This window comes from Streptomyces sp. NPDC050485 (assembly GCF_044458185.1).
Classification (GTDB): domain Bacteria; phylum Actinomycetota; class Actinomycetes; order Streptomycetales; family Streptomycetaceae; genus Streptomyces.
The window spans coordinates 278,885-293,193 of the sequence record NZ_JBITHR010000007.1; the positions used below are offsets into that span (position 1 = coordinate 278,885).

General features: G+C 63.0%; 19 protein-coding genes. 11 read left to right on the forward strand and 8 right to left on the reverse strand.

The features are described 5' to 3' along the window. Nucleotides 1-39: 39 nt before the first annotated feature. Nucleotides 40-660, reverse strand: a complete 621-nt coding sequence (locus tag ACIBK6_RS17355; RefSeq protein WP_399052092.1) for a hypothetical protein — start codon at nucleotides 658-660, stop codon at nucleotides 40-42. Between the two features lie 21 nt (nucleotides 661-681). Beyond that, a complete protein-coding gene (locus ACIBK6_RS17360) occupies nucleotides 682-939 on the reverse strand; it encodes a lactococcin 972 family bacteriocin (RefSeq protein ID WP_399052093.1) in 258 nt (85 codons plus the stop codon). A 496-nt stretch (nucleotides 940-1,435) separates the two neighbouring features. Here ACIBK6_RS17360 and ACIBK6_RS17365 point away from each other — a divergent pair, with 496 nt between their 5' ends. The 10 genes from ACIBK6_RS17365 (at nucleotide 1,436) to ACIBK6_RS17410 (ending at nucleotide 9,407) form a co-directional block, all read left to right on the forward strand. After that, entirely contained in the window at nucleotides 1,436-2,632 is a 1,197-nt protein-coding gene (locus ACIBK6_RS17365) for a siphovirus ReqiPepy6 Gp37-like family protein (protein WP_399052094.1), read from the forward strand. Between the two features lie 3 nt (nucleotides 2,633-2,635). Then, nucleotides 2,636-3,640, forward strand: coding sequence for a phage distal tail protein (locus ACIBK6_RS17370; RefSeq protein WP_399052095.1), 1,005 nt, complete (start codon nucleotides 2,636-2,638; stop codon nucleotides 3,638-3,640). Nucleotides 3,641-3,657: 17 nt separating this feature from the next. Beyond that, nucleotides 3,658-4,692, forward strand: a complete 1,035-nt coding sequence (locus tag ACIBK6_RS17375) for a hypothetical protein (protein ID WP_399052096.1) — start codon at nucleotides 3,658-3,660, stop codon at nucleotides 4,690-4,692. Next, nucleotides 4,692-5,441, forward strand: a complete 750-nt coding sequence (locus ACIBK6_RS17380; RefSeq protein ID WP_399052097.1) for a hypothetical protein — start codon at nucleotides 4,692-4,694, stop codon at nucleotides 5,439-5,441. The genes ACIBK6_RS17375 and ACIBK6_RS17380 overlap by 1 nt, the downstream gene beginning before the upstream one ends. Beyond that, nucleotides 5,431-6,324 (forward strand): hypothetical protein, encoded by an 894-nt coding sequence (locus tag ACIBK6_RS17385; RefSeq protein ID WP_399052098.1) that lies wholly within the window; start codon nucleotides 5,431-5,433, stop codon nucleotides 6,322-6,324. Before ACIBK6_RS17380 ends, ACIBK6_RS17385 begins: the two co-directional genes overlap by 11 nt. Nucleotides 6,325-6,606: 282 nt before the next feature. Beyond that, nucleotides 6,607-7,449 (forward strand): hypothetical protein, encoded by an 843-nt coding sequence (locus ACIBK6_RS17390; RefSeq protein WP_399052099.1) that lies wholly within the window; start codon nucleotides 6,607-6,609, stop codon nucleotides 7,447-7,449. 53 nt (nucleotides 7,450-7,502) lie between these two features. Further along, nucleotides 7,503-8,018: a hypothetical protein gene (locus ACIBK6_RS17395; protein ID WP_399052100.1), complete on the forward strand. Its 516-nt coding sequence runs from the start codon at nucleotides 7,503-7,505 to the stop codon at nucleotides 8,016-8,018. A 9-nt stretch (nucleotides 8,019-8,027) separates the two neighbouring features. Further along, nucleotides 8,028-8,267, forward strand: a complete 240-nt coding sequence (locus ACIBK6_RS17400; protein ID WP_399052101.1) for a hypothetical protein — start codon at nucleotides 8,028-8,030, stop codon at nucleotides 8,265-8,267. A gap of 72 nt (nucleotides 8,268-8,339) precedes the next feature. Beyond that, nucleotides 8,340-9,164 carry a peptidoglycan-binding protein gene (locus ACIBK6_RS17405; protein ID WP_399052102.1) on the forward strand — a complete coding sequence of 275 codons (825 nt, stop codon included), beginning with the start codon at nucleotides 8,340-8,342 and terminating at the stop codon, nucleotides 9,162-9,164. Nucleotides 9,165-9,206: 42 nt separating this feature from the next. Beyond that, the gene (locus tag ACIBK6_RS17410; RefSeq protein WP_399052103.1) at nucleotides 9,207-9,407 is read left to right on the forward strand and encodes a hypothetical protein; all 201 of its coding nucleotides are present in this window, start codon (nucleotides 9,207-9,209) and stop codon (nucleotides 9,405-9,407) included. Nucleotides 9,408-9,546: 139 nt separating this feature from the next. Here the strand turns inward: ACIBK6_RS17410 and ACIBK6_RS17415 are convergent, their stop codons facing one another. Further along, nucleotides 9,547-9,690 (reverse strand): hypothetical protein, encoded by a 144-nt coding sequence (locus ACIBK6_RS17415; protein ID WP_399052104.1) that lies wholly within the window; start codon nucleotides 9,688-9,690, stop codon nucleotides 9,547-9,549. A 69-nt stretch (nucleotides 9,691-9,759) separates the two neighbouring features. Between ACIBK6_RS17415 and ACIBK6_RS17420 the strand changes: the two genes are divergently transcribed. After that, complete coding sequence (locus ACIBK6_RS17420; RefSeq protein WP_399052105.1) at nucleotides 9,760-10,302, forward strand: hypothetical protein; 543 nt, start codon at nucleotides 9,760-9,762, stop codon at nucleotides 10,300-10,302. Nucleotides 10,303-10,442: 140 nt separating this feature from the next. On the opposite strand, the gene ACIBK6_RS17425 is transcribed toward ACIBK6_RS17420, so the two are convergent. The 5 genes from ACIBK6_RS17425 to ACIBK6_RS17445 form a co-directional block, all read right to left on the reverse strand. Continuing rightward, complete coding sequence (locus ACIBK6_RS17425) at nucleotides 10,443-11,030, reverse strand: hypothetical protein (protein ID WP_399052106.1); 588 nt, start codon at nucleotides 11,028-11,030, stop codon at nucleotides 10,443-10,445. After that, on the reverse strand, nucleotides 11,023-11,571 hold the full coding sequence (locus tag ACIBK6_RS17430; RefSeq protein ID WP_399052107.1) for a hypothetical protein: 549 nt from the start codon (nucleotides 11,569-11,571) through the stop codon (nucleotides 11,023-11,025). Before ACIBK6_RS17430 ends, ACIBK6_RS17425 begins: the two co-directional genes overlap by 8 nt. 48 nt (nucleotides 11,572-11,619) lie before the next feature. Then, nucleotides 11,620-12,012, reverse strand: coding sequence for a histone-like nucleoid-structuring protein Lsr2 (locus ACIBK6_RS17435; protein ID WP_399052108.1), 393 nt, complete (start codon nucleotides 12,010-12,012; stop codon nucleotides 11,620-11,622). 101 nt (nucleotides 12,013-12,113) lie between these two features. Then, nucleotides 12,114-12,704: a hypothetical protein gene (locus ACIBK6_RS17440; RefSeq protein WP_399052109.1), complete on the reverse strand. Its 591-nt coding sequence runs from the start codon at nucleotides 12,702-12,704 to the stop codon at nucleotides 12,114-12,116. Nucleotides 12,705-12,772: 68 nt separating this feature from the next. After that, on the reverse strand, nucleotides 12,773-13,810 hold the full coding sequence (locus tag ACIBK6_RS17445) for a DUF3987 domain-containing protein (protein ID WP_399052110.1): 1,038 nt from the start codon (nucleotides 13,808-13,810) through the stop codon (nucleotides 12,773-12,775). Between the last annotated feature and the right edge of the window lie 499 nt (nucleotides 13,811-14,309).

Here is a 14,309-nt window from a genome sequence, read left to right on the forward strand (position 1 = left end):
TCGGTGAGCCGCGCGTTCCGTCCTGCTACACGCACGAGCCTACGCATCGGCTTTTGCTCGTCTATCAGGTTGGCTGCGCCGAGCATGCCAGCTCCATACCGTATGTCCCAAAAGAGCCACGGCTACCGCGACAGCACCAATATGGACCGCGCCCCAAGTCACGGCGGCAACCGGGCTCTCCAACCCGCCCGCCGTATCCAGGCGCCAGCCGGTCTCCATGAATGCGATCACCGGAATGAGCAGCCGGAATGAAAGCCCGGCAATACCAGGGGTGGCCGCTAGATATCCGATGGCCCCGAGCGGAACGCCGAGGACCACGGCGCCGATACACCACACCACGGTCATGGAGCTGATATCCGACACCGCCCCATGGCCGGCACCGCCTAGTCCGGTCGGGTGCAGTGCCTTCGCCAGGTAATACACAATAACGCCGATGCCCAGAGCCGGGGGTGCTACGAGGACCGCCTCGATCCAGGACCGGCAGAAATACCCGACCATAAATGCGAAGCACGCCCACGGCCAACCTCCGGTGAACACAACACCCACGGCCTGGCATACTGGGTTACTGAATTTCTCTGCCACCGGTCCGAGCAGACCAAGAGCCGCACCCGCACCGATAGTTAGCGCAATGGAAACGACACGGGTGCGGAGTGTATTCACGGTTCCTCTTGGCCTAGTTGTCTAGTACTTCGCGTAGTAGGCGGAGCAGTCTTCCCACAGCTTGCCCGTGACGTTGGCGTAGGAGATCTGGCCCGGGAACGCTACACCCTTGTTCGAGGCGTTGCCGAGCTTCGCGGTCGAGCCGTGCTGCACGCTGGGGTGGTAGTAGTTCGAGTAGCAGTATTTGTGGTCGTCCCTGGCCTCGGAACCGTAGTACCAGTCTCCCCCACCCGGGTGCTCGACAGCCATCGGCTTCATGCGGCCCGCCGAGTCGTTCACGGAGAACGTGATAACGCCCCACTCCTTGGGGTTGCCCAGTTCTGCGGGCGGCTGGGTTCCATCCCCGCGGTGGTGGACAGTGATGACGGCAGAGCCATCGCGCTGAGCACTGTCCGCAGTGGCCGGTGTGGCGAGCATTCCAGCAGCTAGGGCTGCACCCGCAACGGCGAATCCAACCGACCTACCGAAAATCTTCACGAAAACCCCTCCCGTTGATTCCCCGTGTGGGAACCGGAAGAGATCATCTACAGGTCTACACCTGCCTGTAAAGAGAAGCTAAACCAGTTGACCGAAAACTATCCTTGCCCGATCTGTACGCGCGTTCCGGATATTTCTGCACTTAGCGACGCCGTCTCAGCGTGCTGTTGCGTCAATATTTCGTTGGAAGCTGGCGATCTTGGCGCCCTGCCGCCCATCGCATCCACTGTGGACAGCGGCCCCACGAAGGGAGTCACCTATCGGCGAGTACCGAATCATCGTCCGTGACAGCCAGCTCGTGCCCATTGGCCAGATCGACGACTACCTCTCCCTTGAGATGGTCTTGAAGTTCAACGACGTCGGCCAATGGACGCTGAAGATCAATGCGGGCCGACCCCATACACGTCTCCTTCAGCCGGGTTGCGGCATTGCCGTGTACCGCGATGGCATGGGGCAGCCCGTCATGAGCGGTCCCGTCCAGGGGATTCAGAAGTACTGGACCGTCGATGAGGACTCCGGGGACGGCGCTCTGTGGATCACTGGCGCCGATGACAACCAGATCGTTGCTGGTCGTCTTGCCTTCCCCGATCCGGGCAATGCAGTGGATCAGCAGACCCGGGCAACCGACAGTGCGACTGATCGAGAGTCCGCGTATGCCCTGGAGTCCCTGGTCGACTGGAACGTGGGAACACATGCCCGCGGTGACCGCCGACCGCTGGGATACACCACACCGGACGGTGCTGCGTGGCCCTATGACCGCTGGGGGCCGAAGACGCCGTTCAGTGCCAGGTTCGACAATCTGCGGGATGCGATCAGGCCCATTGCCGAGGCCGGCCAGTTGGGATGGCGCAACGTCTATGACCCCGAGTCCCGCAGCATCCGCCTGGAGACCTACCAGGTTGAGGACCGCACCGACACGGTCCGCTTCAGTCCCGATCTCGGAAACCTGAAGCAGGTCGTCTATAGCCAGACCGCACCGAAGGTCACGCGTGCCATCGTTGCCGCCCAGGGTGAGGGCAAGGATCGTTGGATCAAGCAGTACATCGACACGAACGCTGAGGTGTACTGGGGCATCGTCGCGGAGCAGTTCGTTGACGCTCGTGACATTCCGCTGGTGAAGGGCAAGGACGGTAAGGCCGCTCTCGCGCCTCAGGCCGAGCAGGGCACCACTGTGGCGACCGCTCAGGCCACGATGGATCAGCGCGGAGCAGCCGCTCTCAGCGAGGGCCAGGCCGTGGGCAACATGCAGGTGTATCCGATCGACACTCCCTCGCAGACGTTCGGTGTGCACTGGCGCTTGGGCGACAAGGTCACGTGCCTTGTCGACGGTGTGGTTCGAGAGGACATTGTCCGGCAGGTCACCATCTCCGACTCCGCCGACGGCTCGACCATCACACCGAGCATCGGCAATCAGGGCACCGACCAGCCCTCCAACGTGTTCGGCGAGATCAAGGCGCTGTGGCGCAAGGTCAACGCTCTCAGTACCAGGATGTGATCGATGCCGATTCCGGCGACATACGACGACCGGCCCGACATCGGACAGCCGAGTGACACCACCTATACACCGGTCCCATGGCCTCGTACCTTCCTTACCTGGTGCGGATCCAACGGCGACACCATCCCGTTGACCGGCGACATCACCGGCCGCGATTCTCCGGCCGGCATCGCCATCGCCAAGGGACCGGCAGGTCTGGGCATGCCAACGTTCGACCTCAAAGCCGATCAGCTGCCCAACATGGACGGCGGCCTGTTCCGCTCGACAAGGGCGACCACACGGGACATCACCATTCCGCTGATCATCCGGGGTGTGGACCGCACGAGCCTGCTCAAGATGCACAACCGGCTTCTGCGCGCACTCAACCCAAATACGGGGCCGGGCTGGATCACCGCAACCGAGGGCGACGGTATCGCCCGGCACCTGGAGTGCTACTACATCTCCGGCGCGGAAGGCTCCGAGACCGAGGAGAACGGGGCGTTCACCTGGATGAAGATGGCGCTCGTTCTGCGCGCGATGGACCCCTATTGGTACTCCGCGGCCGAGCGGCAATACGACTGGCACCTTGATACGGGTACGGCGATGCCGTTCCTGTCGAATGCTGCCTACCCCGGCTTCTTCCCCATGCGCATCAGCAGCGCCGGGTTCAGCCCCGGCGGCCTGGTCGACGCCGTCAATGACTCCTCCGTTGAGGCCTGGCCCGTATGGACGGCCTATGGGCCCCTCACGAGCCTGGCTCTGGAGAACGTCACGACCGGCCAGCGCTTCCGCCTGCGCGACAACGTCACCGTCCCCACGGGCAAGGCGCTGGTGATCGACACACGGCCCGGAATCAAGACCGTTGAACTCGACGGCGTGAACGCGTGGCCGCAGATGAACGCCGACTCGGCCCTATGGCCCCTGCGCCCTGGCAGGAACCAGCTCCGTGTCATGGCGACTGATGTCGGCCCCACCACCCTCATTCGACTGCACCATGTCCCCCGCTACCTTTCCTACGTCGGGGGCTGAACCAAAGGAACCTCTTCTTGGCAGAGACCTCCTGGCCCTTCGACAAGGGCGACGGACAGCGCGTTGATCCCCCCCGCTGGCAGTCCCTCATCACTCCGGGATCGGCGAACGGTGTGATCGGACGCTGGGGCGATTCCGCCCTGTCGGTGTCCGTCTCTTCCACTCAGCCCGGCGCCGTGGATGTGGCACCAGGGAAGGCGTTCGTACGCGGCGTCATCTACCAAACTGACCAGCCCGTCACCCTTACTTTGACGACGCAGACCGAGCCGAATCCCCGCATCGACCTCGTGGTGGTCGAGCTCGACATTCCCAACAGCAAGGCCGCTCTCCGCGTCGTGAAGGGCCAGCCGGCCACGACGCCTGTAGCGCCTGGAGTCCGCCAGATCGACGGCGGCACTTGGCAATACCCACTCGCGCAGGTCACCGTGCGGCGCGGACAGACAGCAGTCGATTTCATTCGGGACGTGCGCACGCTGATCGACTCGGGCAGGCCGCCCGCGGTGGCCAACACCAACATCCCCACCAACCCGACACCTGGTGATCTCGCCTACTACAAGAGCCAGGACACGGGCGCCGAAGAGCTGCACATGTATGCGGCCAATGGAGGCTGGTCGATCGCGGCAAGCCTCGGCAAGGCCGTCAGCTACACGCCACAGCTCAACTGGTCGGCCGGAAGCTACAGCGCCAAGGGTCAGTACCAGTGGCTCAGCTCGAACTCCATGTTCGTCTCCCTCAACGTCCGCAACACCAGCGGCAAGACGTGGAGAACCGATGCGCTGAGCGTGTCACTCCCCACCAAGTCCCGGGGCGGCATGTGGCAGGTACTCACATGCGCGCTGATGAACAACGACCACGCCGACGGCAACGGCGGCATGCCGAACTACGTCATTGGCAGCGCCTACACCTACGGCGGATCCACCTGCCAGCCCGTGTTCCAGACCACCGGGCCCCCGATGAACGGCGGCGACTGGTGGGGAACGTTCCCTGTGGACTCCACACTGATCGTTACCGGTGTCTACGTTGCCGACTACTTCCGTGAGGGGAATGCCTGATGCGATACCTCTTCGGCGGCACGACCGACACCGCAGCCGAGACCGCCACTGGCGCCAGACTCCCCAACGCCACGGGCACGGTGTGGAGTTCAGGCGCCGCGGACGCCAGTCAACTCACCGATCTCATCGACATCAACGGCAACCCGATGTCCATGCTGAGCGCCGACAAGAACGGCATGGTTCCAGCGTTCTACGGGCCCGATGGGGCACGCTACCTGTGGGTGGACTTCGGATCCGGCAAGTACATGATGCTGCCCACCGACACCGTCACCCGCCTCGACGAGCACGTGCAGGGACTCGATCCCCACGGTGACCGCAGTTACGCGAACTCCATCTTCGACCGCGCCTTGCCCAAGGCCGGCGGAACCGTCCAGGCACCCGAGCAACGCGACTGGCTCACTGTTCGCGTGCCTGGTGACGGAGCCGGCACAGTCGTTCAGTTCACCAACGGAACCGATGTCTACACCCGCCTGTTCAACAACGGCGCCCTGCACATCGACCCTGTCTCCGGTGCTCCAACCGCTCTTGCCCTTGGGACATCAACCCCCGCGGGCAACTTCATCACCGCTCACACTGGACGCTCAGCCCCCGCAATCACAGGCTCTGTCTTCACGGTCAAGGCGGACGGCTCGGTCATCTCAGCCGGAACCGTCACAGGCACCAACATCGGCAACGCCCGCATCTTCTCCGGAGCAACTCCGCCTGACAATCCACAGATTGGGGATGTGTGGGTGATGTATGCCGAATGAGACGTTGACCTGGGACGGCACCAAGTGGCGGGTGGCCACGCTTCAGGCGCGGACAAGCAAGGCGTGGAAGCCATCTGATCCACCACGCATCTGGGACGGTTCGCAGTGGCGCACCGCACGCCTGCCAGCTGTCGAGTTCCCCCGGTACATCGGCAGTACCAAGGGTGCTTTCACCGACGTGGATGTGATCACTCTTCCGCTCCCGGACGGGATACGCCTCTCGGACGTCGTGGTCTCGGTATGCGCGTCGTACGGAGAAGCCGAGCCCGCACCCCGGCGCATGCTCGCCAGCGACTCGCCTCAGGACAGGGGTGTTGAGACCGAGTTCGAACCGCTCCGTGGCGCCTATGCCGCGGTGCTCGATCCGACCAAACTCCGCCTCAAGGTGAGCATGGTCGAGTGGCATCCGAGCCAGGGCCGCTCAGTGTCCTGGCGAGTCTCCGGCAAGAAGGACACCGGAGCCGTGGTCGCCAACTTCATCTACCGGCAGGCGAACACGGCCGCACTGCCCGCAGAACCGATCGTCGACTATAAGACGGCAGTCAGCACAGACCACCTGGACCTCCAGGCCGGCAGCGACTTCACCTCGCTGTACGTCGTCGTCGCCCTGTCACGGGATCTCACCGGCAATGCCTGGCCCACGGGATTCACCGACCCCCGCGACGCCTACGGCCGGTTCGGCGATCTACAGGTCCACATGATGGCCGCAGACACCGTAGGAGCCCCCGCTTCACCTGGAGTGCTCCAACTCGACGCCACCGTCGACCAGGTGGGCGTAGCCCTGATCACCATCCCCGGCAGGGCCAATCCGGACGGGCATGGAGTGTGGATCCTCGGTGACCAGGCCGCCTCCGTCCTCGGCAAGACCACCTACCTGGAGTGACCTATAGCAGCGCCGCCTCTGCCCACATGGGCTCAACGTGAAGTCGTCACCGCCGACAGCCTCGACAGCATCCTTAGCCCTCTGACCTATCTATCTAACCCCCCGCGGATAGCCACTCGCGGCGCCACGGCCGGGCAGAAGATCCCTCGGGGAAGGAAGATCTACGTTGCATGGGCGCCTCCCAGCCTGACCGGCTTCACCAGCCAGGACAGCACATGGTTCACCGCGCCAGACACCGGCATCTACGTCCTCTCCTCGACCCTCAGCGTCAGCACAACTGCCGTGGCAGCAACTGGAGATGGTGTCGTTCTCTACGTGGACCGCCGGGCAGTGAACGGAACGATCTCCCCCATTGCCACCGTCCGCGAGCTCTCGGTTCAGGCATCGGTCCAAGTCGTCTCCGTATGCACGGTGGCCCACCTCCGGGCAGGCGAAGCCGTCGCGGTGGCGTCCTATCTCGACTCCGGCTCGCCCAATCCCGCCTACGCAATCCAGGGCGGCGAGTGGGAATGCCACCTCAGCGTGTTCATGGTCGGTGCCGGAGCGGCCTCCTTCGCAGAGACACCGGTTCCCGTCGGATCCCTGGCGGACTGGATGGACCAGGCCGTGATTACTGCGGCCGACATGACGACGCGCATCACCGCTCCCCTACGCACCCTCTACAGCCCCGTACGGGTTCTCACGCGCGCGGTTGCTCCGTACACGTCCGCCTCGAATCAGCGGACTCTCATCCCGTGGAGTACCGCCGTCATGGAGGAGTGCGGCGGGTGGAGGATCAGCGGCGACGGCACCACGTTCACGGTCCCCCGCTCAGGTGTCTACCTGGTCACCGCCTTCACGGGAGTGCAGCGCGACGGTACGCAAGGGCCCTACGGGTCCTACCAGGTCAACCTGTTGCGGAATGGCCAGCCCTTCGCGGTACGGCAGCGGCAGAACACGCGCATTGGCTACTCAACCACCATTCCCCTCAGTGAGGTTCTGTACCTCGCGGCGGGCGACACCGTTTCTACTGAACTTATGGGAACTGGTACGGGACTGACATGGCGGCCCGAGCCCAGCAATGACGGATGGCATGCATTTGGTGCCGTCATGTTGGGATCAACCGCGATCAGCACGAAGGGGTAAGACCAGTCGACGTAAGCGCATGGCATCCGCGAGACCTCGCAGATGCAGCCAAGATGAATTCCAGAATCCGCGACTCAATCCGCGGTCTATCCAATCCTCCACGGCTCGCTATCAGCGGATTGAGTAAGATCAGTAGCATCCCCGACGACGGCATATACAAGCCTCTCAAGTGGGATAGCGCGGATCAGTACGGCGGATGGGCCACGAACGACAGCGAATCGTTTACCGTACCGGCCACCGGTATCTACTTCACTTCCGCCAGCGTCACCGCCCTCGTGCCCACCGACGTCAGCAAGTACCCGGCGTTCCGCCTCGTGTGCGTGAACATGCAGGCCACCGGCGGGGAACGCGAGTGGCTCCGCTCGTACAACACGGTCCTGGTTCCCAGCACCTATCTCACGAGCTCCATGCGGGGCCTCGTCTTTGCCACACAAGGAGATCGCCTCACCATCCGCGCGAACGCCGCCGCGCGTACGGGCGCGTGGGAGGTCTCCTCTGGAACCCGCCCCAGCGGCCAACTCAACAGCGTCACGTTCACGCTCATTGCCCCTGGCGCCATCACTCCGTAAGGCACGCACTTGCCCGACAACACTGACGCCGTCGTCACCATCACGGCTCGTGACATCTACGGCGAACTGCGCACGCTCTCCATCGAGGTACAGCGAATCGGACAGGTCATGGACTCCAATGCCAGTCGACTGGACGACCACGAGACACGTATCCGGGGGATCGAGAAATGGCGTTACGCCATCTCCGCATCGGTCGTCACGTCAACCGCCTCCGCGATCGTAGCTCTCGTGCAGATCGCACGCAGCTAAGCCCCATCTCAGTACATGTCGGCCCGCTACGGCAGGCCTTTTTCATGCCCCCGAACAGAGGAACACGCGCACTTGTCAATCGCTCAGAACGTCATCCGTATCGCCAAGGCCGAGAAGGGATACCAGGAAGGCCGCAGCAACGGCCACTGGAACAACCGCGAAAAGTACGCCGGTCAGGTGCCGGGCCTGGCATGGGTCTCCGACGACGAAGAGCCCTGGTGCGCCGTCTTCACCTCATGGGCCGCCATGCAGGCCGGCGCGGCATCCCTGTACCCGCGAACCGCGTCATGCGCTGAGGGCGTCGACTGGTTCGAGCAGCGCGGACGCTTCACTGACTACCCGGTGATCGGCGGACAGGTCTTCTACGGTCCCGGCGGTGGCACGCACACCGGCATCGTCTACGCCTACACCAGCGACACCATTTTCACGATCGAGGGCAACACGAACGTCAACGGCAGTGCCGAGGGCGACGGCGTGTACCTGAAGTCCCGTCCCCGCAAGTCGTCGTACGTGTACGGCTACGGCATCCCCGACTTCCCTGAGGGCGTGGTCCTGGCCGACCCGTCTTGGAAGGGCCGCAAGGGTGTCGTCTACTTCGGCCAGGAGGCGAGCGAGGCCGACATCCCGAACGGCGGCAGCACCCCGAGCGGGTACGCCGCCTTTCCGGGGCCTGACTGGTTCCGCGCACAACCGCGCTCCGCGCTGATCACGGCCATGGGCAAGCGCCTGGTCTCCGAAGGCTGCTCCGCGTACGACGAGGGGCCGGCCCCGCAGTGGACCAGCGCCGACCGTACTTCCTACGCGAAGTGGCAGCGGCACCTTGGCTACGCCGGAAGCGACGCCGACGGCTGGCCCGGACGAAAGAGCTGGGATGCCCTCAAGGTCCCGGCCGTCTAACCCCCTCCCCACTCGCAACGCCACCAACAGCAAAGGAACCACGTGGAGTTCATCAAGCGGCACCCCGCGCGCATCTACGCCGTCCTGGTCGCGGCACTCGCCCTGGCCGCCCACTACATACCGGACCTGCCGACCGCACTGGGCCTTGGACTTGCGGCGGCCGTGCTCGGTGTCGGTGAAGCCGTCCAGCGCACCGAGGACAGCAAGACCACAGCAGCCGGGCAGGAGGTCACTCTCGGCTAAGGGCTTGCCCGTAACTGCGACCGAGATAGCGGGTGGCCCCAGAAGCCAGAGGTCGTCACGCCTGAGGGCCAGGGGCACGCTGTATCGCCCTTGGTACCACCGGCCGACGGGTAGTCAGAACATCGAAGCTAACCCGAAGCTAGTCCTCGTCTTGCGGCCTGCGCGCCTGCTGCCGCCAGTCAGCCATCGCGTCGTGATGCGACTTGGTCGACCGCATGTCGTAGGCCACGAAGAACCAGCCGAAGCAGAATGAAACCCACACCTTCGGGGCATTTCCTGGCACGCCTTCTCATTGGGAAAATTCCAATGTCGCGCACCCACGGCGGCGGGATCGCCGCACGGAGGAGTCTCCATGAAGAAGATCAAGCACCTGGCCCGCACCACCGCCGCAGCTTCGGCCATGGCGTTATCTGTCCTTATGGCTCCCGCGGCCTCGCCGGCCGCCGCCGACGGCCCCCACCCCGAAGTTGGCACGCACTGCACCCCCTGGGAATCGGTCTACGGCCGTGGCGACTACACCTTCACCGATTTCCGCGTCTGTGTCCAAGTTGGAGACCGTGAAGGTCGATCCAGCGTGAGCATCGAGACCGACAGGAACACCTACTGGTGGAGCGGCGCTTGGTACAACACCACCGCCGGCTACAGTGCCCGCGTAAGTGCGACCGTCAACATGAGCGCCAGCCCGTCCCAAGGTGGCCCCTCAGTCACGCAACCGGTCACTTGGGAGCAGAAATCCCGCAGCAACAATGAGGGCCGGGGCATCGGGATCATCAAGTGCGGCTTCCGCCATCTTGACGTGTCCTACTACCAGGTCGGCGGATACTACGGCTCGGACCGCGCAATCGACGTGAAGCGCTCCTACGACGACTTCGTCATCCCCTGCTCCTTTAACTGAACCAGCGCCTGGGCCAGGAGCAGGGGTGAGGCCCTCGCCTTTCAAATGATGTGACCTCTTGTAGCACCGGCCCTCCCCCTAACCACAGAAGCCCCCCAAGACATGCCATCGCGGCGCGCCTTGGGGGCCTTTTCTGCGTTCTACCGGTTCACGTCATCCAATAGCCCAAGGTTCCTGAGCACGGACTGAAGCTCGGCCTGGTCGTCCACCTCCTGGTCGTACTTGTCCATGACCCATTGCGGCAGGCGCCCCCTCTTGCCTATGTCCAAGCCCTTGTGCTCGGCCCATCTGCGCACGCGAGGGATCTTGGTGTGCGGCCAACTGGCCACCAGGTCGTTGCGATGCTGCCGTCGGAGATCGGCGGCCTCCTTCCTCTGTCTTGCCGTGTCTGCGTGGGCACGCCTCTCCTGATGTTGCAGATGAGCCTCGTAGGCCCGGAACTCCGGAAGGGTGACCGGTGATGTGTCGCTCGCGTCGTAAAGCCCCTTAGCAACCGTGTAAGCCCGGACGTCTACAGGGTCGAGTGATCCGTACGGCAGCCGGTACATGCGGGCAGGTCGGCCGGGCTCTTCTATACGAACTAACTCGGACAGAATGAGACCACGTGCCTCCATGGTTCTGAGCGTGGCTGCTTTGATGGCCGTGCCCCGCAGGATCTCTGACGTTCTTACCGGCGCCTGAGAGCGTTTGAGGAATCGAAGCACTCTCTCTTCTGCGGGGTCAGTCACGGTTCGCATCCTCGCGCGAGATGTCCAGGACTGGCCGGTACAGCCGCGTGTTTGCGTCCCATCCCATCTCATACGCTGTCTGCTCGTGCACGCGCCGGAATGCAGCCCGGCAGTCCTCACACATGAACTCGTTGCCGGATGCGGTGCGTGTATATGGGCCTCTCCGCTTCTGAACGTCTACGCACGGTGTGCACAGGCCTGTCTTCTCGTCGAGCTCGTGCTTGGTGTGCGTGTTCTCGTGCCGCTCCCAGCATCCATGGCACAGGCCGCCACCTTCCACGTGCTCGTAGATCGTCCTCGTCTTGCCGTTCACGGTGTAGATGGACTGCACGAATGCGTGCGGGAGGGTCGACGCCTTCTCGATCGCCAAGAACCACAGTGAATCCCAGCAAATCGCGGTTCGTTCCCACAAGCCGCATGAGCCGTCATGCTCGTGTGGCTCGGTGAAGCCGGTCTTGCATTCCCAGATCTCATACTTCCAAGTTCCCACTGTCAGCCTCTCTTTCGGACCGCCCCGATAGGCAGCCACGACAAAGGGCACGACCACCCCTCTTGGTGACCGCGCCCCTATCGAAGCTAACTATTCGTTTTACTCCGAGTCGTAAGGCATCATGTCTACGCCGGGGTTGGCAGTGCGGTAAGAGGTGACGATGTCTTCCGGGATCCTTCCCTGGCTCGCTACCTGCTTGCCGTTTTCGTTAGCCCAGTATCGGATCTTCTTCAGGAGTCGGCTCCGCTCCGGATTGGTCCTCTTCTTGACCTGGGGTGCGGGCGGCTTCTCCACGTAGTAGCTAATCGATCCATTAGCAGCAGCCCGCGCAACACACTCGCGGAGCTCCTTCGCAGTCTCCGAGTGAGTATCGATCTGGAATCGTGCGCCATCAATCGAGAATGTGAACTTCAACTCGACGTCAGACTCTGCTATCTCCAGACCCGTCATATCGTCCGTGTAGTCATGAACCACACGCTTGATGACTGCCATCTCTGCCTCCATGTCCTTCTCTGCTACCGACCGACTTGATCGGCATGGTGCCCGGCCGTGGATTTGCACCACGGCTTACCCAAACTAGGCGGGCTGATGGTCTACGCGGCAGATGTCGCCGCCTTCTTCACAGGCTTACGGCGTGAGGCAGTCCCCTTCGGCGCAACTCTCTCGTCCTCGACTGCTTCCTGCGCCGAAATCTCCTCCTGTCCGCCGGTGGGGTTTTCTGCCTCCGGCCTGAACTCGATGGCGTCTCGGAGGTCCTGGATCTTCTTTCGCCAGAACTCCCGACCCTGGTCGCTCCTTGCTTGGTCGACGATGTACTCCCAGTTGTAGAGGGCCTGTTCTGCATCCCGGATCCCGAGGTCTACCTCGGCTGCGGCCTTCTTCTCCGGGTCGACGACAAATTCATCCTCGTCCTCCCAATCGTCAACGTCAGATTCGTCGCCGCCCTGCCCGAACAGCATTTCGCCGCTATCGGCCTGGTTCGAACCTTCGAGGTCAGGAGCCGACTTCAGTTCTTCCGCGATAGCCGACTGGCAGTTGAGGCAGTCGTCACCCGGCTCGTACCCGCCAACCGGTAGCTCCGAAAGAGCCGCGTAGTCGGTCTTCGCGTTGTTACGAATGAAGACGCACAGGTCGTGGTCGACCAGCGAGGAATGCACCTTGCCGGTCGGCGCCTGGTACAGCATGTGTTCTCCCTATTTCATGTGCTGGATACAGCAACCCCATAGGAGTTGCGGATAGAGCGACGGAGGATTCAGGCGCTCTGAAGCGCCATCAGGAACGGATTGCCTCGCGTGGAAGAAGGCATGGGTGTACCCGAGGCCGGCCGCGCTAGCACGCCGGACTTTCCGACGAGTTGGTACTGCTTGACCGGGCGGCCGGGGCCCTCCTTGATCACGCGATGCCTGATGAGGCCGCGCTCCTCCATGTTCTGGAGGTCGTGCGCGAGTGCGCCCGTTGCTCGTTGCAGGACAGCCGACCGCATGCCGCCGGGATGCTTCCCCAGCTCGCTCAACACGCGATCTTCGGGCGTGGACTTCACCTTCTTCCCCGGTCCGTCCTTGGTGAGATCCAGGACGGTACGAACGCTGTGCCGCACAAAGGTGACAGCGGCGTCCATATGAGTTCGGGTGATGCGGTGTGTGCCCTCCGACGTCGCCAGCAGTGCGGCAACGCGCGTCGTCTGCTCAGCGGTTCGTGCGACGAAGTCCCCTTGATGCGAAGGCAAGGCCTTCAGGAGAATGCGTTCCGCCCTGCGCAGTACCCAGTTGAGATTGTCTGCGCCAGTCGTGAACTGCATGACATGTCGCTCGCTTGAGGCCCAGTCCCACGCCTCGATCAATCGAGTGGTGTCAACTGGCGGTAGCTTGCGCTTCCTCAGGAGCGGTACGTCGTCCAGAGCGATGGGCAGGATTCGGTTGAAACTTCCGCCCGCCGCGTCGGTGAAGCTGACGAACTTCTTCCAGTCGGAAGGTGTGATGTGCGTGTGGAAGACCACCCGCGCATGACGTACTTCCTGTGGAGTGTCGTTCTCTGACTTCTTCTTCGTCGTGTTCCGCAGAGTGGCACAGTCCCAGCAGTGCCGAATCTTGGACGTGAAGGACGAGTCTCGGGCAGTCCTCTCCAGGATCTCCCGCCACTCCTCCTCAACGACCAGGACCCGAGTGTCAGCAATCCCGTAAGCCTCTTCGGTCTTAACCATCTGCCTGTACACGTGGTCCACCAAGGCGGCACCCGATGTCAGGCCGGAGGTCTCCCTCAGCTCAATGTCACGCCCGATCGACTCGGCCATGATGTGTCGAGCTCCCTCAAGCGATACGCCCTTACCCGAACCCGTATCAGCCACGATGGCTGTGGACACGAGGGGGCTCCGCCTGCGGCCGGCATCCATGAACACCCTGTTCCCTATGGCCATTGACCACATGGACAGGCATGCCGCATAGATACCAACAGGATCCGTTTCAACGTACGGAGCTATCCGCTGCACTGCATCGCCGATTGGCCCGTAGAATTCTACGTCCCGCGATCCGTTCATTGTTCCTCTCCGTCGATCACGGCAACCGAGCCGAAAGCGTCCATGAAGTAGTCCCATAGGGCTTTTCCATGACGTTGACACATTCCGGTCTCGGCTACGCTGCCGAAGGTCATGCTGAGCAGACCTACGGCATCGGTAGTGGTTCCCTCCATTGCGCAGGGTCCACATCGCATGACCTTCTCCTTTTCTCTCTCTGCCACCTGAAAAAGGCAGCATTGTGCCCCGCCCGGCATTTGCAACCGGCCTGATCCACCTA